General features: G+C 50.2%; 18 protein-coding genes. 9 read left to right on the forward strand and 9 right to left on the reverse strand.

What is annotated here, in order from left to right:
• Window positions 1-192 precede the first annotated feature (192 nt).
• Together HEN21_RS18405 and torZ are read left to right on the forward strand one after the other, a co-directional pair.
• Window positions 193-1,293 (forward strand): NapC/NirT family cytochrome c, encoded by a 1,101-nt coding sequence (locus tag HEN21_RS18405; protein ID WP_176251894.1) that lies wholly within the window; start codon window positions 193-195, stop codon window positions 1,291-1,293.
• A gap of 24 nt (window positions 1,294-1,317) precedes the next feature.
• Window positions 1,318-3,747: a trimethylamine N-oxide reductase TorZ gene (gene torZ, locus HEN21_RS18410; RefSeq protein ID WP_000176862.1), complete on the forward strand. Its 2,430-nt coding sequence runs from the start codon at window positions 1,318-1,320 to the stop codon at window positions 3,745-3,747.
• A gap of 35 nt (window positions 3,748-3,782) precedes the next feature.
• On the opposite strand, the gene cmoB is transcribed toward torZ, so the two are convergent.
• From cmoB to HEN21_RS18435, 5 genes are read right to left on the reverse strand one after another with little or no spacing between them, the layout of a single operon-like run.
• Window positions 3,783-4,754 (reverse strand): tRNA 5-methoxyuridine(34)/uridine 5-oxyacetic acid(34) synthase CmoB, encoded by a 972-nt coding sequence (gene cmoB / locus HEN21_RS18415; RefSeq protein ID WP_000564734.1) that lies wholly within the window; start codon window positions 4,752-4,754, stop codon window positions 3,783-3,785.
• Window positions 4,751-5,494 carry a carboxy-S-adenosyl-L-methionine synthase CmoA gene (cmoA, locus tag HEN21_RS18420; protein ID WP_000019621.1) on the reverse strand — a complete coding sequence of 248 codons (744 nt, stop codon included), beginning with the start codon at window positions 5,492-5,494 and terminating at the stop codon, window positions 4,751-4,753. Before cmoA ends, cmoB begins: the two co-directional genes overlap by 4 nt.
• Window positions 5,495-5,534: 40 nt before the next feature.
• Complete coding sequence (locus HEN21_RS18425) at window positions 5,535-5,930, reverse strand: MAPEG family protein (protein WP_002462319.1); 396 nt, start codon at window positions 5,928-5,930, stop codon at window positions 5,535-5,537.
• Window positions 5,931-5,982: 52 nt separating this feature from the next.
• Window positions 5,983-6,801, reverse strand: coding sequence for a DUF72 domain-containing protein (locus HEN21_RS18430; RefSeq protein WP_176251893.1), 819 nt, complete (start codon window positions 6,799-6,801; stop codon window positions 5,983-5,985).
• On the reverse strand, window positions 6,798-7,364 hold the full coding sequence (locus HEN21_RS18435; RefSeq protein WP_000891640.1) for a hydrolase: 567 nt from the start codon (window positions 7,362-7,364) through the stop codon (window positions 6,798-6,800). Before HEN21_RS18435 ends, HEN21_RS18430 begins: the two co-directional genes overlap by 4 nt.
• 310 nt (window positions 7,365-7,674) lie before the next feature.
• On the opposite strand from HEN21_RS18435, the gene aspS reads away from it, so the two are divergent.
• From aspS to ruvC, 4 genes are read left to right on the forward strand one after another with little or no spacing between them, the layout of a single operon-like run.
• On the forward strand, window positions 7,675-9,447 hold the full coding sequence (gene aspS, locus HEN21_RS18440) for an aspartate--tRNA ligase (RefSeq protein WP_176251892.1): 1,773 nt from the start codon (window positions 7,675-7,677) through the stop codon (window positions 9,445-9,447).
• Window positions 9,440-9,892, forward strand: coding sequence for a dihydroneopterin triphosphate diphosphatase (gene nudB, locus HEN21_RS18445; RefSeq protein ID WP_077629253.1), 453 nt, complete (start codon window positions 9,440-9,442; stop codon window positions 9,890-9,892). Before aspS ends, nudB begins: the two co-directional genes overlap by 8 nt.
• A gap of 28 nt (window positions 9,893-9,920) precedes the next feature.
• Complete coding sequence (locus HEN21_RS18450) at window positions 9,921-10,661, forward strand: YebC/PmpR family DNA-binding transcriptional regulator (RefSeq protein WP_000907234.1); 741 nt, start codon at window positions 9,921-9,923, stop codon at window positions 10,659-10,661.
• Window positions 10,662-10,695: 34 nt separating this feature from the next.
• On the forward strand, window positions 10,696-11,217 hold the full coding sequence (gene ruvC, locus HEN21_RS18455; protein ID WP_010350951.1) for a crossover junction endodeoxyribonuclease RuvC: 522 nt from the start codon (window positions 10,696-10,698) through the stop codon (window positions 11,215-11,217).
• Between the two features lies 1 nt (window position 11,218).
• On the opposite strand, the gene HEN21_RS18460 is transcribed toward ruvC, so the two are convergent.
• The gene (locus tag HEN21_RS18460; RefSeq protein WP_000701079.1) at window positions 11,219-11,821 is read right to left on the reverse strand and encodes a YebB family permuted papain-like enzyme; all 603 of its coding nucleotides are present in this window, start codon (window positions 11,819-11,821) and stop codon (window positions 11,219-11,221) included.
• A gap of 274 nt (window positions 11,822-12,095) precedes the next feature.
• Here HEN21_RS18460 and ruvA point away from each other — a divergent pair, with 274 nt between their 5' ends.
• Window positions 12,096-12,707: a Holliday junction branch migration protein RuvA gene (gene ruvA, locus HEN21_RS18465; protein ID WP_000580341.1), complete on the forward strand. Its 612-nt coding sequence runs from the start codon at window positions 12,096-12,098 to the stop codon at window positions 12,705-12,707.
• A gap of 8 nt (window positions 12,708-12,715) precedes the next feature.
• Entirely contained in the window at window positions 12,716-13,726 is a 1,011-nt protein-coding gene (ruvB, locus tag HEN21_RS18470) for a Holliday junction branch migration DNA helicase RuvB (protein WP_000568526.1), read from the forward strand.
• An 87-nt stretch (window positions 13,727-13,813) separates the two neighbouring features.
• Here the strand turns inward: ruvB and dsbB are convergent, their stop codons facing one another.
• Together dsbB and nhaB are read right to left on the reverse strand one after the other, a co-directional pair.
• Window positions 13,814-14,344 (reverse strand): disulfide bond formation protein DsbB, encoded by a 531-nt coding sequence (gene dsbB, locus HEN21_RS18475; protein ID WP_000943445.1) that lies wholly within the window; start codon window positions 14,342-14,344, stop codon window positions 13,814-13,816.
• Between the two features lie 145 nt (window positions 14,345-14,489).
• Window positions 14,490-16,031: a Na(+)/H(+) antiporter NhaB gene (nhaB, locus tag HEN21_RS18480; RefSeq protein WP_000406399.1), complete on the reverse strand. Its 1,542-nt coding sequence runs from the start codon at window positions 16,029-16,031 to the stop codon at window positions 14,490-14,492.
• Between the two features lie 221 nt (window positions 16,032-16,252).
• Here nhaB and fadR point away from each other — a divergent pair, with 221 nt between their 5' ends.
• Window positions 16,253-16,972, forward strand: a complete 720-nt coding sequence (gene fadR / locus HEN21_RS18485; protein WP_010350948.1) for a fatty acid metabolism transcriptional regulator FadR — start codon at window positions 16,253-16,255, stop codon at window positions 16,970-16,972.
• Between the two features lie 149 nt (window positions 16,973-17,121).
• Here fadR and HEN21_RS18490 read toward each other — a convergent pair whose 3' ends face one another.
• On the reverse strand, window positions 17,122-18,654 hold the full coding sequence (locus tag HEN21_RS18490; protein WP_176251891.1) for a SpoVR family protein: 1,533 nt from the start codon (window positions 18,652-18,654) through the stop codon (window positions 17,122-17,124).
• Window positions 18,655-18,953: the final 299 nt, after the last annotated feature.

The raw sequence follows: 18,953 nt of genomic DNA on the forward strand, positions 1-18,953 counted from the left end.
ATTAAAACCACCAAATATATATTAAAAATAACGACTGCTTTCTTCTTTAATAATTAATGGTTAAATTGCAATAAATCATATTCTTTGTCGATTATTTCAGGCAGTGTTGTGCCGAATTTAGTGAGTTATTAATTCGTTGTGTATTTATTTATACAACTAGTTCGGTGTACTGGAATTTAATTAGAGGAATCTATGCGAGGGAAAAAACGCATTTGGTTATTTTTTCTGCTCATGGCAGTAGTGGTGGGTGGCGGTGGGTTATTGCTGGCGCAAAAAACGTTGCATAAAACGTCGGAAACGGCATTTTGTCTTTCCTGCCACTCAATGAGCAAACCGTTTGAGGAATATCAGGGGACTGTCCATTTTTCTAATCAAAAAGGTATTCGTGCTGAATGTGCCGATTGCCATATTCCAAAGTCAGGAATGGATTATTTATTTGCTAAATTAAAGGCATCTAAAGATATTTATCATGAATTTGTTAGCAGCAAAATAGACAGCGACGATAAGTTCGAATCCCATCGTCAGGAAATGGCCGAAACAGTGTGGAAAGAATTAAAGGCCTCAGACTCTGCAACGTGCCGTAGTTGCCATTCTTTTGATGCCATGGATATTGCTTCGCAAAGTGAAGCTGCGCAGAAAATGCACAACAAAGCGCAAAAGGATGGCGAAACCTGTATCGATTGTCATAAAGGCATTGCCCATTTTCCGCCTGAAATAAAAATGGATGACAAGGCGGAGCATGAACTGGAAAGTCAGGCCGCTACTTCAGTTACTAATGGCGCACATATTTATCCTTTCAAAACTTCTCGCATAGGTGAACTGGCTACTGTGAATCCTGGTACCGATCTCACCGTCGTTGATGCCAGTGGCAAACAGCCGATCGTTCTGTTGCAGGGTTATCAAATGCAGGGCAGTGAAAACACGCTCTACCTGGCGGCAGGTCAACGGCTGGCGTTAGCCACACTAAGCGAAGAAGGTATCAAGGCGCTAACGATAAACGGGGAATGGAAAGCTGACGAATACGGTAATCAATGGCGTCAGGCGTCATTACAGGGGACGCTTACCGATCCCGTATTAGCGGACCGTAAACCGCTATGGCAATACGCTGAAAAACTTGACGACACCTATTGCGCTGGTTGCCATGCGCCTATTGCCGCCGACCATTACACCGTCAATGCCTGGCCGTCCATTGCCAAAGGGATGGGGGCGCGAACCAGCATGAGCGAAAACGAACTGGATATTTTGACGCGGTACTTCCAGTACAACGCTAAAGATATTACCGAGAAACAGTGATCTTCGTTGATCAGGGAGGAAGTTATGACATTAACAAGACGTGAGTTTATTAAACATAGCGGTATTGCGGCAGGGGCGCTGGTGGTGACATCGGCTGTACCGTTACCTGCCTGGGCAGAAGAGAAGGGCGGTAAAATTCTTACCGCAGGCCGTTGGGGGGCGATGAACGTAGAAGTGAAGGACGGTAAAATTGTTTCTTCTACAGGCGCGCTGGCGAAGACCATCCCGAACTCTTTGCAATCTACGGCGGCGGATCAGGTGCATACCACGGCGCGTATTCAGCATCCGATGGTGAGAAAAAGCTATCTCGACAATCCACTGCAACCGGCGAAAGGTCGCGGCGACGACAGTTACGTTCAGGTGAGCTGGGAACAGGCATTAAAACTGATTCATGAACAACACGAGCGCATCCGCAAGGCCAATGGACCATCTGCTATTTTTGCCGGATCTTACGGTTGGCGTTCTTCTGGCGTGTTGCATAAAGCGCAAACTTTACTGCAACGTTATATGAATCTGGCGGGCGGTTATTCAGGACATAGCGGCGATTACTCGACCGGGGCTGCGCAGGTGATCATGCCGCACGTTGTCGGTTCCGTAGAGGTTTATGAACAGCAGACCTCCTGGCCGCTAATTCTGGAAAACAGCCAGGTGGTGGTGTTGTGGGGGATGAACCCGCTGAATACCTTAAAAATTGCCTGGAGCAGTACCGATGAGCAGGGGCTGGAGTACTTCCATCAACTGAAGAAATCCGGCAAACCGGTGATTGCCATTGATCCTATCCGCTCCGAAACGATCGAGTTCTTTGGCGATAACGCCACCTGGATCGCGCCGAATATGGGCACAGACGTGGCGCTGATGTTAGGGGTTGCGCACACCCTGATGACACAAGGCAAACACGATAAAGCGTTCCTTGAAAAATACACCACCGGCTATCCGCAATTTGAAGAGTATCTGACCGGCAAGAAAGACAATTCGCCGAAGAGCGCGGCCTGGGCGGCGGAAATTACCGGTGTGCCGGAGGCGCAGATAGTCAAACTTGCCGAACTGATGGCGGCGAATCGCACGATGCTGATGGCAGGTTGGGGAATTCAGCGCCAGCAATATGGTGAACAGAAACACTGGATGCTGGTGACCCTGGCGGCGATGTTAGGACAGATTGGTACGCCGGGCGGCGGCTTTGGTTTCTCTTATCATTACTCCAACGGTGGCAACCCAACACGCGTTGGCGGCGTACTGCCGGAAATGTCTGCGGCGGTTGCCGGACAGGCCAGTGAGTCCGCTGATGATGGCGGAATGACGGCGATCCCTGTCGCCCGTATTGTCGATGCGCTGGAAAATCCTGGCGGCAAATATCAGCACAATGGTAAAGAACAAACTTACCCAAATATCAAAATGATCTGGTGGGCTGGCGGCGGTAATTTCACCCATCACCAGGATACCAATCGTCTGATAAAAGCCTGGCAGAAACCAGAGCTGATCGTCGTTTCTGAATGCTACTGGACGGCAGCAGCTAAACACGCGGATATCGTATTACCGATCACCACATCGTTTGAGCGCAATGACCTGACGATGACCGGCGACTACAGCAACCAGCACATCGTACCGATGAAGCAAGTGGTTGCGCCGCAGTTTGAAGCACGTAACGATTTTGACGTGTTTGCCGACCTTGCTGAATTACTGAAACCTGGCGGAAAAGAGATCTATACCGAAGGTAAAGATGAAATGGCGTGGCTGAAATTCTTTTATGATGCCGCTCAGAAAAGCGCCCGTGCGCAGCGTGTTACCATGCCAGTGTTTAATATCTTCTGGTTGCAAAATAAACTGCTCGAAATGCGCCGCAGCGAGAAGAACGAGCAATATGTTCGCTATGGCGATTTCCGCGCCGATCCGGTGAAAAACGCGCTGGGTACGCCAAGCGGCAAAATTGAGATCTATTCCAAAACGCTGGAAAAATTTGCTTATAAGGATTGCCCGGCGCACCCAACCTGGCTTGCACCTGATGAGTGGAAAGGCACCGCCGACGAGAAGCAGTTGCAGCTTCTGACCGCGCATCCGGCACACCGTTTACACAGTCAGCTTAACTATGCGGAGCTGCGTAAAAAATATGCGGTTGCCGATCGTGAGCCGATCACCATTCACACCGAAGATGCTGCTCGTTTTGGCATTGCGAACGGCGATCTGGTACGCGTCTGGAACAAACGCGGTCAGATCCTGACTGGAGCCGTGGTGACTGACGGGATCAAAAAAGGCGTGGTATGCGTGCATGAAGGTGCATGGCCAGATCTGGAAAATGGCTTATGTAAAAACGGCAGTGCGAACGTGTTAACGGCGGATATCCCCAGCTCGCAGCTGGCGAATGCTTGTGCCGGTAACACCTCTCTGGTGTATATCGAAAAATACACGGGCAATGCGCCGAAGTTAACGGCGTTTGATCAGCCAGCCATTCAGGCGTAAGAAATAAATAGCGCCCGGAAATGGGCGCTAAATTTTTACGGCTTACGCGCAATCAGCACCGCGCGTTTAGGCGCAGGATATCCTTCTACCGTTTTACTCGGATCATGCGGGTCGAGGAAATCGGACAGAGACTCGGTAACCATCCATTCGGTGCGTCGCTGCTCTTCTGTTGTGGTGACACTCACGTCCACAATGCGGATATCAACAAAACCACACTTTTTCAGCCAGTTTTTCAGCGCCAGCGCGGAAGGAATAAAGTAGACATTACGCATTTGCGCGTAACGGTCGCCCGGCACCAGCACGGTGTTTTCGTCGCCATCAATAACCAGCGTTTCCAGTACCAGTTCACCTTCATTCACCAGCTGATCTTTCAACTGCCAGAGATGCTCCAGCGGCGAACGGCGATGGTAAAGCACGCCCATCGAAAAGACGGTATCAAAGGCTTTCAGTGCCGGAAGTTGTTCAATACCTAACGGTAACAAATGTGCGCGCTGATCGTTACCCAGTAGTTTACGCACCGCTTCAAACTGGCACAGAAACAGTTGCGTAGGGTCGATACCCACCGCCAGATGTGCGCCCGCGCCAATCATGCGCCACATGTGATAACCGCTGCCGCAGCCGACATCGAGGATCGTGCGCCCGGTCAAATCAGAGAGATGGGGCAGAACACGATCCCACTTCCAGTCGGAACGCCATTCGGTATCAATGTTAACGCCATACAGCGAGAAAGGCCCTTTGCGCCACGGCATCAGGTTGCGCATCAGGGTTTCGATGCGTTTAATTTGCCCGGCACTCAGTGGCTCTTCGCTTTCTGCCGTCACGCTATGCAGTAAATCAAGACGATACGGTTTAATTTCAGGCAGAAATTCCACCGCATTGGACCACTGTTTAAACAGACCGTGCTGCTGTTCACGCTGCCAGTTGGCAATCTGCGCGGGCAGTGTTTCCAGCCAGTGCGAAAGGTGATTTTTGGCAATCAGAGAATAAAAGTTACCAAAGTCGATCATGCAGCGTCCTCTGCTTTTAATGCCACCAGCGAACCAAAGTTAAAGCACTGGAACCATAGCTCGCTATGTTCAAACCCGGCTTGATGCAGACGCGCTTTGTGGGTTTCAACGGAATCAGTCAACATTACGTTTTCTAACATGCTGCGCTTCTGGCTGATTTCCAGCTCGCTGTAACCGTTGGCTCGTTTAAAGTCGTGGTGCATGTTGAACAGCAGTTCACCAACTTTGGCATCTTCGAAACTGAATTTTTCCGAAAGCACCAGCGCGCCGCCAGGATTCAGCCCCTGATAAATTTTATCCAGTAATGCCTGACGTTCAGAAGGTTCCAGGAATTGCAGGGTAAAATTCAGTACCACCATTGACGCGTTTTCAATAGCGATATCGCGAATGTCACCCTCGATCACGTCTACAGGTGTCGGCGCTTTGTATGCATCGATATGGCGACGGCAGCGTTCGATCATCGCTGGAGAGTTGTCGATGGCAATAATTTTGCAATTATCATGATGAATGTTGCGACGCACCGAGAGCGTCGCGGCGCCCAAAGAACAGCCCAAATCGTAGACCTGCGTACCTGGTTGTACAAAGCGTTCAGCCAGCATCCCAATCATTGAAATAATATTGGAATAGCCAGGAACGGAACGCTGGATCATATCCGGGAAGACTTCGGCTACCCGTTCATCAAAGGTCCAGTCACCCAGACTGGCGATAGGGGCAGAAAATAGCGTGTCGCGGTGAGACATAACGTAAAAATCCGGGAAAAAGAAAGTGGCGTATTGTGCGCTAACGCAGGGAGAAAACCAACTCCCAGGGCATATACCAAAGATTCGCCAGCACCATCAGCAACAGCGCACACCAGGTGGCGCTCATGCCGGAACGTCGCCAGCGAAACAGACGGTGATGAAAACCGTAATAATGCATCAGACGACCAGCAAGCAGAATGATGCCGCAAATATGCACCATCCAGGTTTCTGCGCCATTCATTTCCATAAACAGCATCAACACAATCGCGATGGGAATATATTCCACCGCGTTACCGTGAATGCGAATGGCGCTTTGCAGTTCGCTAAAACCGCCGTCGCCATAGGCAACGCGATATTGCATTCGCAGGCGAACAACATCAAAAGAGAACTTCATTAATAACAACGCACCTAAAACGGCATACAGCGCGCTTACCATACAAACTCCCTTTAAAATGGCCGATGGCACTTGTCTATGATAGGTGGCAATTTCAGAAAAGAGAAGATTGCTGTGGAATAGCCGGAACTGCTCCGATCTCTGGGAGTGTTTTACGCAAGTCTTCCCACAGAGTATGTACCAGTTCCGGTGCCTGGGCGATATCTGGTGTATGCAGGAAAAGATAAGGCGTGGTGGTCTGTTGCCATTGCGCTAATTTTTGTAACCAGACCTGAAATAATTCCTGGTTTTGTGTCATATCATCGCAACCGATAAAACGGATCAGCGGATTCGTCGCCGTCAACACGGCATGTACCGGAACTTTCGGTTTTTTCCGCTGCGCGTCGCGAATGGCTTCACTATGTGGACGTGCTGCATGAACCGGACGGCTGTCTAAAATCACCCGATTAACGCCACGCTGATGCAAACCGCGATTAAGCGTTTGTTCTTCCTCGCCTTTGGTGAAAAACTGCGGATGGCGGACTTCCACACCATAGGTAAATTCGTCAGGAAGAGAATCAAGAAAGTGCCAAAGAGCTGGCAGCTCCCGTGGACCAAACGTGGCGGGCAGTTGCAGCCAGTATTGTCCAATGCGCGGCGCTAACGGTGACATGCGGGTCAAAAATTCAGTCACTAAATCATCGCAATGCCGTAATGCTGCCTGATGCGAAATAGTCGCCGGAAACTTAAAGCAAAAACGAAAATCATCGGTGGTCTGCTCGCGCCAGCGCAGAACAACTTCCGGCTTTGGCAGAGCATAAAGTGTGGTGTTGCCCTCCACGCAGTTAAAATGGCGGGCGTACTCTTCCAGGCTGGAGATCCCCAACCGCACCCATTTGGGATGCGACCATTGCGGCAGACCGATGTAAATCATAATGCGTTGAGGATCTCTTCCACGCGACGCACGCGGGCAATGCGCGGGTAGATATGGTTGATGCTGTTATTGTGCTGTTCGGTGCTGGCTGCACTGCAGGCGTCTTCGGCTATCACCAGATTAAAGCCGAGTTCCCAGGCATTGCGGGCGGTTGATTCGACGCCAATATTGGTTGAGATCCCACATAAGACGATGGTGTCAATGCCACGACGGCGTAATTGTAACTCCAGATCCGTACCGTAAAACGCACCCCATTGACGCTTGATGATTTCGATATCGCTGTCGGTTGCACCTAACGCCGCAGGATGTTGCCACCAGTTTTCCGGCAACGTTCTGGCAGGTGAGGGTGCATCAACAGGCTGTTTTAATGCTTCGGCGTAATCGGCAGACCAGCCGACGCGCACCAGAAACACAGGCTGTCCGTTAGCTCGAAATTTCGCTGCCAGCTTCCCGGCGCGATTAACGACATCTTCAGCAGTGTGCGGACCACCGGCAAACGGTAAGATGCCTTCTTGTAAATCAATCACCACCAGCGCAGTGGTTTTAGCATTCAGTTCAAGCATGATGACTCCAGATAAAACAAAATCGAGCCTCTCACCTTAATGCGATTAGCCGATGGCAGAACGACAAATTTTGTTAATTTTTATGTGCTCAGGCAACACCTTTATAGCAAACAAGGGTAGAGTCTAATTTCAGGCCTGATATAAAGTGGTAACGAGTCGTTCCAGAGCGGGCCAGACTCTTACGGTGCGGCAGAATTTCCAGTATAATAGCCGCCTTTTTTCATTCAGTTGTGACATACAGCTAACGCTGCGACTTAGGTCACCTGCGCAGCAGGGGACGTCCGCCGGCAGCTAAGTTAAGGGATATCTCATGCGTACAGAATATTGTGGACAGCTCCGTTTGTCCCACGTGGGGCAGCAGGTGACTCTGTGTGGTTGGGTCAACCGTCGTCGTGATCTTGGTAGCCTGATCTTCATCGATATGCGCGACCGCGAAGGTATCGTGCAGGTATTTTTCGATCCGGATCGTGCGGACGCGTTAAAGCTGGCCTCTGAACTGCGTAATGAGTTCTGCATTCAGGTAACGGGCACCGTACGTGCGCGTGACGAAAAAAATATCAATCGCGATATGGCGACCGGCGAAATCGAAGTGCTGGCGTCCTCGCTGACCATCATCAACCGCGCAGACGTTCTGCCGCTGGACTCTAACCACGTCAACACCGAAGAAGCGCGTCTGAAATACCGCTATCTTGATCTGCGTCGCCCGGAAATGGCTCAGCGCCTGAAAACCCGCGCAAAAATCACCAGCCTGGTGCGCCGTTTTATGGATGACCATGGCTTCCTCGACATCGAAACCCCGATGCTGACCAAAGCGACGCCGGAAGGTGCGCGTGACTACCTGGTGCCTTCTCGTGTGCATAAAGGTAAATTCTATGCGCTGCCGCAATCGCCGCAGTTGTTCAAACAGTTGCTGATGATGTCCGGTTTCGACCGTTATTATCAGATTGTAAAATGCTTCCGTGACGAAGACCTGCGTGCTGACCGTCAGCCAGAATTTACCCAGATCGATGTGGAAACCTCTTTCATGACCGCGCCGCAAGTGCGTGAAGTGATGGAAGCCCTGGTGCGTCATCTGTGGCTGGAAGTGAAAGGCGTGGATTTGGGCGATTTCCCGGTAATGACCTTTGCGGAAGCCGAACGCCGTTACGGTTCCGATAAACCGGATCTGCGTAACCCGATGGAACTGACCGACGTTGCAGACCTGCTGAAATCTGTTGAATTTGCGGTATTCGCGGGTCCGGCGAACGATCCGAAAGGCCGCGTCGCTGCTCTGCGTGTTCCGGGCGGTGCATCGCTGACCCGTAAGCAGATCGATGAATACGGTAACTTCGTCAAAATCTACGGCGCGAAAGGTCTGGCTTACATCAAAGTCAACGAACGCGCGAAAGGTCTGGAAGGTATCAACAGCCCGGTAGCGAAGTTCCTCAACGCTGAAATCATCGAAGCCATCCTGGATCGTACTGCCGCGCAAGATGGCGATATGATTTTCTTCGGTGCCGACAACAAGAAAATTGTTGCCGACGCGATGGGCGCACTGCGTCTGAAAGTGGGTAAAGACCTTGGTCTGACTGACGAAAGCAAATGGGCACCGCTGTGGGTTATCGACTTCCCGATGTTTGAAGACGACGGCGAAGGCGGCCTGACCGCGATGCACCATCCGTTCACCGCACCGAAAGACATGACTGCTGCCGAGCTGAAAGCGGCGCCGGAAAATGCGGTGGCGAACGCTTATGATATGGTCATCAATGGTTACGAAGTAGGCGGTGGCTCTGTGCGTATCCATAATGGTGATATGCAGCAGACGGTGTTTGGTATTCTGGGAATCAACGAAGAGGAACAGCGCGAGAAATTCGGCTTCCTGCTCGACGCCCTGAAATTCGGTACTCCGCCGCACGCAGGTCTGGCATTTGGCCTTGACCGTCTGACCATGCTGCTGACTGGCACCGACAACATCCGTGACGTTATCGCCTTCCCGAAAACCACGGCGGCAGCGTGTCTGATGACTGAAGCTCCGAGCTTTGCCAACCCGACTGCTCTGGCTGAGCTGAGCATTCAGGTTGTAAAGAAGGCTGAGAATAATTGATATGACTTATAAGCGTCCCGTTTCGATCTTAGTGGTCATCTATGCACAAGATACGAAACGGGTGCTGATGTTGCAGCGGCGTGACGATCCCGATTTCTGGCAGTCGGTAACCGGCAGCGTGGAAGAGGGTGAAACCGCGCCGCAAGCTGCCATGCGCGAAGTAAAGGAAGAGGTCACTATAGATGTTGTCGCTGAACAACTGACCTTAATTGACTGTCAGCGCACGGTAGAGTTTGAAATTTTTTCACATTTACGTCATCGCTATGCGCCGGGCGTGACGCGCAATACAGAATCATGGTTCTGCCTTGCGCTCCCCCACGAACGTCAGATTGTTTTTACTGAACATCTGGCCTACAAGTGGCTTGATGCGCCCGCTGCAGCGGCGCTCACTAAGTCATGGAGCAACCGGCAGGCGATTGAACAGTTTGTAATTAACGCTGCCTGAACAGGCAGGGCTATCTGGAGATATTTTTATGGCAGGTCATAGTAAATGGGCCAACACCAGACATCGTAAAGCTGCGCAGGATGCTAAGCGCGGTAAAATCTTCACTAAAATCATTCGTGAGCTGGTGACCGCAGCTAAACTGGGCGGCGGCGATCCGGATGCTAACCCGCGTCTGCGTGCAGCCATTGATAAAGCACTGTCTAACAACATGACTCGTGACACCCTGAACCGCGCAATTGCACGTGGTGTAGGCGGTGATGATGATGCGAACATGGAAACCATCATCTACGAAGGTTACGGTCCTGGCGGCACTGCAATAATGATTGAATGTCTGTCTGACAACCGTAACCGTACTGTTGCTGAAGTGCGTCACGCATTCAGCAAATGTGGCGGCAACCTTGGTACTGACGGTTCCGTAGCCTATCTTTTCAGCAAAAAAGGTGTGATTTCCTTTGAGAAAGGTGATGAAGACACCATCATGGAAGCGGCGCTGGAAGCAGGTGCAGAAGACGTTGTGACCTATGATGACGGCGCAATCGACGTCTACACTGCGTGGGAAGAGATGGGTAAAGTACGTGATGCTCTGGAAGCGGCTGGTCTGAAAGCAGACAGCGCAGAAGTTTCCATGATCCCGTCAACCAAAGCCGATATGGATGCAGAAACTGCACCGAAACTGATGCGTCTGATCGATATGCTGGAAGACTGTGACGACGTGCAGGAAGTTTACCATAACGGTGAGATCTCTGATGAGGTTGCTGCGACCCTCTGATGAGGCCGGCTAACCAACAAAACGGAGACGCGTGATGTCTATTATTCTCGGTATTGACCCGGGTTCGCGCGTTACCGGCTACGGCGTTATCCGTCAGGTGGGCAGGCAACTGTCCTACCTGGGCAGTGGATGCATACGCACCAAAGTGGATGATTTACCGTCTCGTCTGAAGCTCATCTATGCGGGCGTGACGGAAATCATCACCCAGTTCCAGCCCGATTATTTCGCAATCGAACAAGTCTTTATGGCGAAGAATGCCGACTCTGCCCTGAAACTGGGGCAGGCACGCGGCGTGGCGATTGTGGCAGCGGTTAATCAGGAATTGCCGGTGTTTGAATATGCTGCCCGTCAGGTCAAACAAACGGTGGTAGGTATTGGTAGTGCTGAAAAAAGCCAGGTGCAACATATGGTGCGCACCTTGCTAAAACTACCCGCTAACCCACAGGCGGACGCCGCCGATGCGCTGGCGATTGCCATCACCCACTGCCATGTCAGCCAGAATGCGATGCAGATGAGCGAATCGAGGCTGAACCTGGCTCGCGGGCGACTGCGTTAAGTTATACCGCCTCAGTCAATTCTGGCTGAGGTGTTTCTACTCCCTCTGCATGAATCAACACCAGACCCGGATGATGCCACAAACTCGCTGGCGTGACGGTTTTACGCGCCCACGGAATCGAACCTAAAAACCAGAATTTCCAGAAAGTAAGCTTTGCATTCGGATTGCTGTTTAACAGTTCTCCAAATGTCTCTATTTCACCCACCGGGATACATAGCGCCTCTTTATAAATATCAAAAACGAATTTTGAACAGAACTGGCGGGAAGATTCGTATTTAAAACCGGTATGGTAGAGCTTGCGCAGCCGGGAGGGAACCTGTTCTACCAGCCGTTGTTTTTGCTGTTCTGTTAACCCGATACCTAATCGCTTTACTGCATAGCGTTGGTTAGCAGAGCGTTTAATAAAGCGGGACAGTGTAGTGATGGTGGAGAGGGGAACACGACTTTCTGCGACCAGAAAATCATCGCCGTCATGACCGATAATGATCCCGACGTGATTATTCCAGCAATTTGATGCGGCAGATATTTGACCAAATAAGGCAGCACCTATACATGTAAATACAATATCGCCAATTTCATATTCAGAAGGGTAATTAATTTTCACTTTGTCATTCCATTGAAATAAATATGAATATACGTAATACCATAAAAAATATTTTTTTGCAGGAACGGAAAGGTTTATTTTTTTAGTGGATTTATCCTCTAAATATTTAACATTACAATATTTATTTTAAAGATGACTTAGCGGATCAATTATACTGCGTCATTTTTCAGTTCATGGAGACGCCTCGCAATTTTTCTTCATCCTTCGCTGGATATCTATCCAGCATTTTTTTATCATACAACATTATCTTTGATTCATTACGCAGGAGCGTCATGTGATAGGCAGGCTGAGAGGCATCATTCTGGAAAAACAACCCCCGCTGGTGTTACTTGAAGTGGGCGGCGTAGGCTATGAAGTGCATATGCCGATGACCTGTTTTTATGAACTCCCTGAAGCGGGCCAGGAAGCGATTGTTTTCACTCACTTTGTGGTGCGTGAAGATGCGCAGCTACTGTATGGTTTTAACAATAAACAAGAGCGCACGTTGTTTAAAGAGTTGATCAAAACTAACGGCGTGGGACCGAAACTGGCACTGGCGATCCTCTCGGGTATGTCAGCGCAGCAGTTTGTGAATGCCGTTGAGCGTGAAGAACTGGGTGCACTGGTGAAATTACCTGGCATTGGTAAGAAAACTGCTGAACGCCTGATCGTTGAAATGAAAGATCGCTTTAAAGGTCTGCATGGCGATCTGTTCACACCGGCTGCCGATCTGGTATTGACCTCACCGGCAAGCCCAGCAACCGACGATGCCGAACAGGAAGCTGTTGCTGCGCTGGTGGCGCTGGGCTATAAACCACAAGAAGCCAGCCGCATGGTGAGCAAAATCGCTCGCCCTGATGCCAGCAGTGAAACATTAATCCGCGAAGCCCTGCGCGCCGCGTTATGAGGTAAAGGATGATTGAAGCAGACCGTCTGATTTCTGCCGGTACGACTTTACCGGAAGATGTGGTAGATCGCGCCATTCGCCCCAAATTACTGGAAGAGTATGTTGGTCAGCCGCAGGTTCGTTCACAGATGGAAATTTTCATCAAAGCGGCGAAACTGCGCGGCGATGCCCTTGATCATCTATTGATTTTTGGTCCTCCGGGTCTGGGTAAAACCACACTTGCCAACATCGTCGCTAATGAAATGGGCGTCAATTTACGCACCACCTCTGGCCCGGTGCTGGAAAAGGCGGGCGATCTGGCGGCGATGCTCACCAACCTTGAACCACACGATGTGTTGTTTATTGATGAGATCCACCGCCTTTCGCCTGTGGTGGAAGAAGTGTTGTATCCGGCCATGGAAGATTACCAGTTGGATATTATGATTGGTGAAGGCCCGGCAGCGCGTTCAATTAAAATCGATCTTCCCCCGTTCACCCTTATTGGAGCGACCACGCGTGCTGGCTCGCTGACGTCCCCCCTACGAGATCGTTTCGGTATTGTGCAGCGTCTTGAGTTTTATCAAGTGCCTGATCTGCAATATATCGTCAGTCGTAGCGCACGGTTTATGGGGCTTGAGATGAGTGACGATGGCGCGCTGGAAGTGGCTCGCCGGGCGCGAGGTACGCCACGTATCGCCAACCGCCTGCTGCGTCGTGTGCGAGATTTCGCCGAAGTGAAGCATGATGGCACCATCTCGGCAGATATCGCTGCTCAGGCGCTGGATATGCTGAACGTTGATGCGGAAGGTTTCGATTATATGGACCGCAAGTTATTGCTGGCGGTAATTGATAAATTCTTCGGTGGGCCGGTAGGCCTGGATAACCTGGCAGCGGCCATTGGCGAAGAACGTGAAACCATTGAAGATGTGCTGGAACCTTATTTGATTCAGCAGGGCTTTTTGCAGCGCACGCCGCGCGGGCGTATGGCGACAGTGCGGGCGTGGAACCACTTCGGGATTACGCCGCCAGAAATGCCGTAGGTCGGGCAAGGCGTCCACGCCGTATCCAACATTAAGCTATCGACAAGATGAAGCCAGACAGGCGCTCCCGCAGGAGCGCCGAATTGATTAGCGACCAAACAGGTCACGTTTTTTTGCTTTAAACGGCTGAGAGATCACCACCAGCACTGCGACAATCAGGTAAGCAACAAAAATACCGAGCAGCCACTGCGGCATATCCAGACCTAAAAAATCCCACTGACGCTCAGCGCAATCACCAGAGGCGACAAACACTTGTGGCACCCATTTATCCAGCGGCAGCCAGTCCGGGAATCGGACCATGAAATCACAGGTCATAAACGGTGAAGGATAGAGCTGGAGCATGGTGTGCTCGTAAGTTAATTGCACGCCACGAAAAGCACTATACAGCCAGATGATCATCGCCACATAACGCAGCGGAGTTTTCGGGGCGATAGCGCCAATCAGCGCGGCGCCCAGAATGCCGAATAACGCACAGCGTTCATAAATACAGAGCACGCAAGGTTTAAGTAACATCACATGCTGGAACCACAGCGCCGTCAGTTCCAGTGCCAGAGCGGTAAACGCCATTAACAGCCACGCCCCCCGGCCTTGTGAACATTGGTTCAAAAATCGCAACATAATAATTTCCCTGCAATATGCATCGAATGCGCAGTTTAAACCAATTCATTCGTTGCGCCACCAGGAGGGAGTAAAAATAGGATGTAATTGAACAATTATCGGGCGGAAAGGCAAACCGGGCATAAATATGCCCGGTAAGTTGTTATCAAAGCGTTGCAATCCACCCCATTTGCATAAACCATTCAGTTACAGGAGCAAGCGTAAACTCTACGCAGAGTAATCCGACGAGGGTCAGTACGAGAGTGTAGGGCAGAGCCATCCACACCATGCGGCCATAAGAAAGACGTATTAATGGCGCGAGTGCTGAGGTCAACAGGAATAAGAACGCTGCCTGTCCGTTCGGCGTGGCGACGGAGGGCAGGTTGGTTCCGGTGTTAATGGCGACTGCCAGCAGTTCATATTGCTTCATACTAATAGCACCGCTCTCCATTGCCGCTTTTGCTTCATTGATATAAATCGTCCCTACAAAGACGTTATCCGAAATTGAAGACAGCAAACCGTTGAAGATATAAAACAGCGATAGCTGAGCGTGTTCTGATGCCTGCAATACAAACTGGATAATTGGGGAGAACAGTTGTTGGTCGATAATCACCGCCACTACCGAGAAAAAGACCGTCAACAGTGCGGTGAATGGCAGAGATTCGGTGAAGGCTTTGCCGATTGCATGTTCATCAGTTACACCGGTCAGTGATGTCGCCAGAATAATGACAGACAAACCAATCAAGCCGACCTCTGCCAGATGCAAAGCCAGCGCGGTGACCAGCCAGACGCCGATAATCGCCTGGACAATCAGACGAATTTTATCCTGACGTGTACGCTGGAGGCGGCTTTGATCGTCAAACTGTTGCAGCACTTCGCGGACTTTTTCCGGCAGCGTTTCGCCGTAGCCAAACCAACGCAGCTTCTCCACCAGCAGGCAGGTTAACAGACCGCAAATCAGGACAGGGACGGTCACCGGTGACATGCGCAAGAAGAAATCGCCAAAATGCCAGCCAGCAGCTTTGGCAATGATCAGGTTCTGTGGTTCGCCTACCATGGTCATCACGCCGCCTAATGCAGTGCCGACACCCGCATGCATCATCAGGCTACGCAGAAAGCCACGGAACTGCTCCAGAACCACTTTGTAATGCTTGTCGATATGGCTGTCGTCTTGCAGGTCGGTATCTTCGGTGCGGGAAGAAGCTACGCGGTGATAAATACCATAAAAACCAACAGCAACGCTGATCACCACAGCAACTACGGTTAAGGCATCGAGGAACGCAGAGAGAAACGCCGCCGCCACGCAAAAAGAGAGTGACAGCAGCATTTTGGAGCGAATGCTTAACAGCAAACGGGTAAATATGAACAGCAGAAGCTGTTTCATAAAATAGATGCCCGCCACCATAAACATCAGTAACAGTAAGACTTCAAGATTTGCCGCCACCTCTTCACGGACGTGTTCCGCACTGGTCATGCCGATGAAGACAGCTTCGATAGCCAATAGACCGCCGGGGAGCAGCGGATAGCATTTCAGAGCCATCGCCAGAGTGAAAATAAATTCCGCGACAAGCAGCCAGCCAGCAACAAAAGGGCTGATGAGGAAAATTAACGGGTTAACAATTAAGAAAATAATAAGGGCAAGTTTGTACCAGTCAGGTGACTGACCCAAAAAATTGCGCCATAACGCGCGGCCCCAGGAGATCTCCATGATGGTTTCCCTTACCTTACAAATAATAAATGATGTTTTTATGTTAGAACGCAAAGCTTAACGGTCGGGGGGGATCGAGGCAAGTCTTGATAGTCAAGGGGAAAGAGATACAGAAAATGAAGCCTTGATCCCTTTTTTCTTCTTTTTGTCTGCTATCAGCGTTGTTAGCCCTCTGGTATGATGAGTCCAACTTTGTTTTGCTGTGTTATGGAAATCTCACTATGGTCATTAAGGCGCAAAGCCCGGCGGGTTTCGCGGAAGAGTACATTATTGAAAGTATCTGGAATAACCGCTTCCCACCCGGGACTATTTTGCCCGCAGAACGTGAACTTTCGGAATTAATTGGTGTAACGAGAACGACGTTACGCGAAGTGTTACAGCGCCTGGCGCGAGACGGCTGGCTGACCATTCAACACGGCAAACCGACGAAGGTGAATAATTTCTGGGAAACCTCCGGGTTGAATATCCTTGAGACGCTGGCGCGACTGGATCACGAAAGTGTACCGCAACTCATAGATAATTTGCTGTCAGTGCGTACCAATATTTCGACCATTTTTATTCGTACCGCGTTTCGCCAGCATCCTGATAAAGCGCAGGAAGTGCTGGCAACGGCTAATGAAGTGGCCGATCACGCAGACGCTTTTGCTGATCTGGATTACAACATTTTTCGCGGTCTGGCGTTTGCCTCTGGTAACCCGATTTATGGTCTGATCCTTAACGGAATGAAAGGGTTGTATACGCGCATTGGTCGTCACTATTTCGCCAATCCGGAAGCGCGTAGTCTGGCGCTGGGCTTCTACCACAAGCTGTCTGCGTTGTGCAGTGAAGGCGCCCACGACCAGGTTTACGAAACAGTACGCCGCTATGGGCATGAGAGTGGCGAGATTTGGCACCGGATGCAGAAAAACCTGCCGGGTGATTTAGCCATTCAGGGGCGATAATCCATCCATACTGATGACTAATGCATAGTTACCTGATGCGCTATGCTTATCAGGCCTTCAATATATTGAATTTGCTATGTTCTATAAGCCGGATAAGACGTTTACGCCGCATCCGGCAAAATAAACCCTCCTCAAACGAGGAGGGATATTTACAGATTTCCCATTCTTGGCGGGCAACGTTCCAGTAACTCAACGCTGCCGTCTTCGTTTTGCTGTTCGAGCATCACATCAAACCCCCACAGGCGATGTACATGCTTCAGCACTTCTTTACGCCCCCGATCCAGTGGTGCGCGGTTATGTGGAATGTAACGTAGCGTCAGCGAACGGTCGCCGCGTAAATCTACGTTCCAGATCTGAATATTCGGCTCAAGATTACTTAAGTTATATTGCGACGATAAACGGTTACGGATCTCCCGATAACCTTCCTCATTATGAATGGCGGAAATCTCCAGATAATTATGCCGATCGTCATCCAGCACTGTGAAGAAGCGGAAATCACGCATTACTTTCGGTGACAGGAACTGGCTGATAAAGCTCTCATCTTTGAAGTCACGCATCGCGAAATGCAGCGTTTCCAGCCAGTCGGAACCGGCGATATCCGGGAACCAGTATTTGTCTTCTTCCGTTGGCGACTGACAAATCCGTTTAATATCCTGAAACATAGCGAATCCGAGGGCATACGGGTTAATTCCGCTGTACCACGGGCTGTTATAGGGCGGCTGGAAGACCACATTGGTGTGGCTATGCAAGAACTCCAGCATAAAACGTTCGGTCACTTTCCCTTCATCATACAGATGGTTAAGGATAGTGTAGTGCCAGAAGGTCGCCCAGCCTTCGTTCATCACCTGAGTCTGTTTTTGCGGATAAAAATACTGGCTCACTTTACGTACAATGCGCAGGATTTCACGCTGCCATGATTCCAGCAGCGGCGCATTTTTCTCCATAAAATAGAGCAGGTTTTCTTGTGGCTCGGATGGATAGTGGCGCGCTTCGGCAACGGTTTTCTCTTCCTCGCGCTTAGGCAGCGTTCTCCAGAGCATATTGACCTGGCTTTGCAGATACTCTTCGCGACTTTTCTGCCGGGCTTTCTCCTCTTGCAGCGAGATTTTTTGTGGGCGTTTATAACGATTCACACCGTAGTTCATCAGCGCATGGCACGAGTCCAACAGCTTTTCTACCTCATCAACGCCATAGCGTTCTTCGCACTCGGTAATGTATTTGCGGGCGAAAATCAGGTAATCGACAATCGAGCTGGCATCGGTCCAGCTACGGAATAAGTAATTGTTTTTGAAGAAAGAGTTATGGCCATAACAGGCGTGAGCCATCACCAGCGCCTGCATGGTAATGGTGTTCTCTTCCATCAGGTAAGCGATGCACGGATTAGAGTTAATAACGATTTCATAGGCCAGCCCTTGCTGACCGTGCTTATACAGACGCTCGGTTTCAATAAACTTTTTGCCAAACGACCAGTGCGGATAGTTAATTGGCATCCCGACGCTGGAGTAGGCATCCATCATTTGCTCTGATGTAATTACTTCAATCTGGTGCGGGTAGGTATCAAGCCGGTAGAGTTTTGCCACCCGGTCTATCTCTGCCAGATAAATATCCAGCAGGTCGAACGTCCAGTCAGGTCCATCGCTCAAACGTGTGGAGTCCTTATTCATAGAATCGATCGTCGCCATACGCGCACCTCATTGTTGTCGGCGCTCTCTGTGTGGAGCACCTCATTTCAAGCATAGAACACCAGTTAAAAACCGCGTCGCTGGAGAATTTTTTTCTTTGCGATTTCTTATTATCGGAGTGCCAATAATTAGCTTCTGAACGGAATTTTCTGCTGGATATAAAGCTCGACCAGCAGGAGATACTAAAGACGCCATATTCCCGTAGAGTCAGGGAGATGTGAGCCAGCTCACCATAAAAAAGCCATATGTTGAATAATATTTTTATCTGAGTTATCAAGATGTAATTAGATTATTGTTCT

Origin of the sequence: Escherichia sp. 93.1518 (assembly GCF_013368915.2) — a bacterium.
Classification (GTDB): Bacteria; Pseudomonadota; Gammaproteobacteria; order Enterobacterales; family Enterobacteriaceae; genus Escherichia; species Escherichia ruysiae.

Excerpts from the sequence above, each read along its gene's own strand:
- HEN21_RS18405 (WP_176251894.1), top strand. The coding sequence starts at position 193 with ATGCGAGGGAAAAAACGCATTTGGTTATTTTTTCTGCTCATGGCAGTA.
- torZ (WP_000176862.1), top strand. The coding sequence starts at position 1,318 with ATGACATTAACAAGACGTGAGTTTATTAAACATAGCGGTATTGCGGCA.
- cmoB (WP_000564734.1), bottom strand. The coding sequence starts at position 4,754 with ATGATCGACTTTGGTAACTTTTATTCTCTGATTGCCAAAAATCACCTT.
- cmoA (WP_000019621.1), bottom strand. The coding sequence starts at position 5,494 with ATGTCTCACCGCGACACGCTATTTTCTGCCCCTATCGCCAGTCTGGGT.
- HEN21_RS18425 (WP_002462319.1), bottom strand. The coding sequence starts at position 5,930 with ATGGTAAGCGCGCTGTATGCCGTTTTAGGTGCGTTGTTATTAATGAAG.
- HEN21_RS18430 (WP_176251893.1), bottom strand. The coding sequence starts at position 6,801 with ATGATTTACATCGGTCTGCCGCAATGGTCGCATCCCAAATGGGTGCGG.
- HEN21_RS18435 (WP_000891640.1), bottom strand. The coding sequence starts at position 7,364 with ATGCTTGAACTGAATGCTAAAACCACTGCGCTGGTGGTGATTGATTTA.
- aspS (WP_176251892.1), top strand. The coding sequence starts at position 7,675 with ATGCGTACAGAATATTGTGGACAGCTCCGTTTGTCCCACGTGGGGCAG.
- HEN21_RS18450 (WP_000907234.1), top strand. The coding sequence starts at position 9,921 with ATGGCAGGTCATAGTAAATGGGCCAACACCAGACATCGTAAAGCTGCG.
- ruvC (WP_010350951.1), top strand. The coding sequence starts at position 10,696 with ATGTCTATTATTCTCGGTATTGACCCGGGTTCGCGCGTTACCGGCTAC.
- ruvB (WP_000568526.1), top strand. The coding sequence starts at position 12,716 with ATGATTGAAGCAGACCGTCTGATTTCTGCCGGTACGACTTTACCGGAA.
- dsbB (WP_000943445.1), bottom strand. The coding sequence starts at position 14,344 with ATGTTGCGATTTTTGAACCAATGTTCACAAGGCCGGGGGGCGTGGCTG.
- nhaB (WP_000406399.1), bottom strand. The coding sequence starts at position 16,031 with ATGGAGATCTCCTGGGGCCGCGCGTTATGGCGCAATTTTTTGGGTCAG.
- fadR (WP_010350948.1), top strand. The coding sequence starts at position 16,253 with ATGGTCATTAAGGCGCAAAGCCCGGCGGGTTTCGCGGAAGAGTACATT.
- HEN21_RS18490 (WP_176251891.1), bottom strand. The coding sequence starts at position 18,654 with ATGGCGACGATCGATTCTATGAATAAGGACTCCACACGTTTGAGCGAT.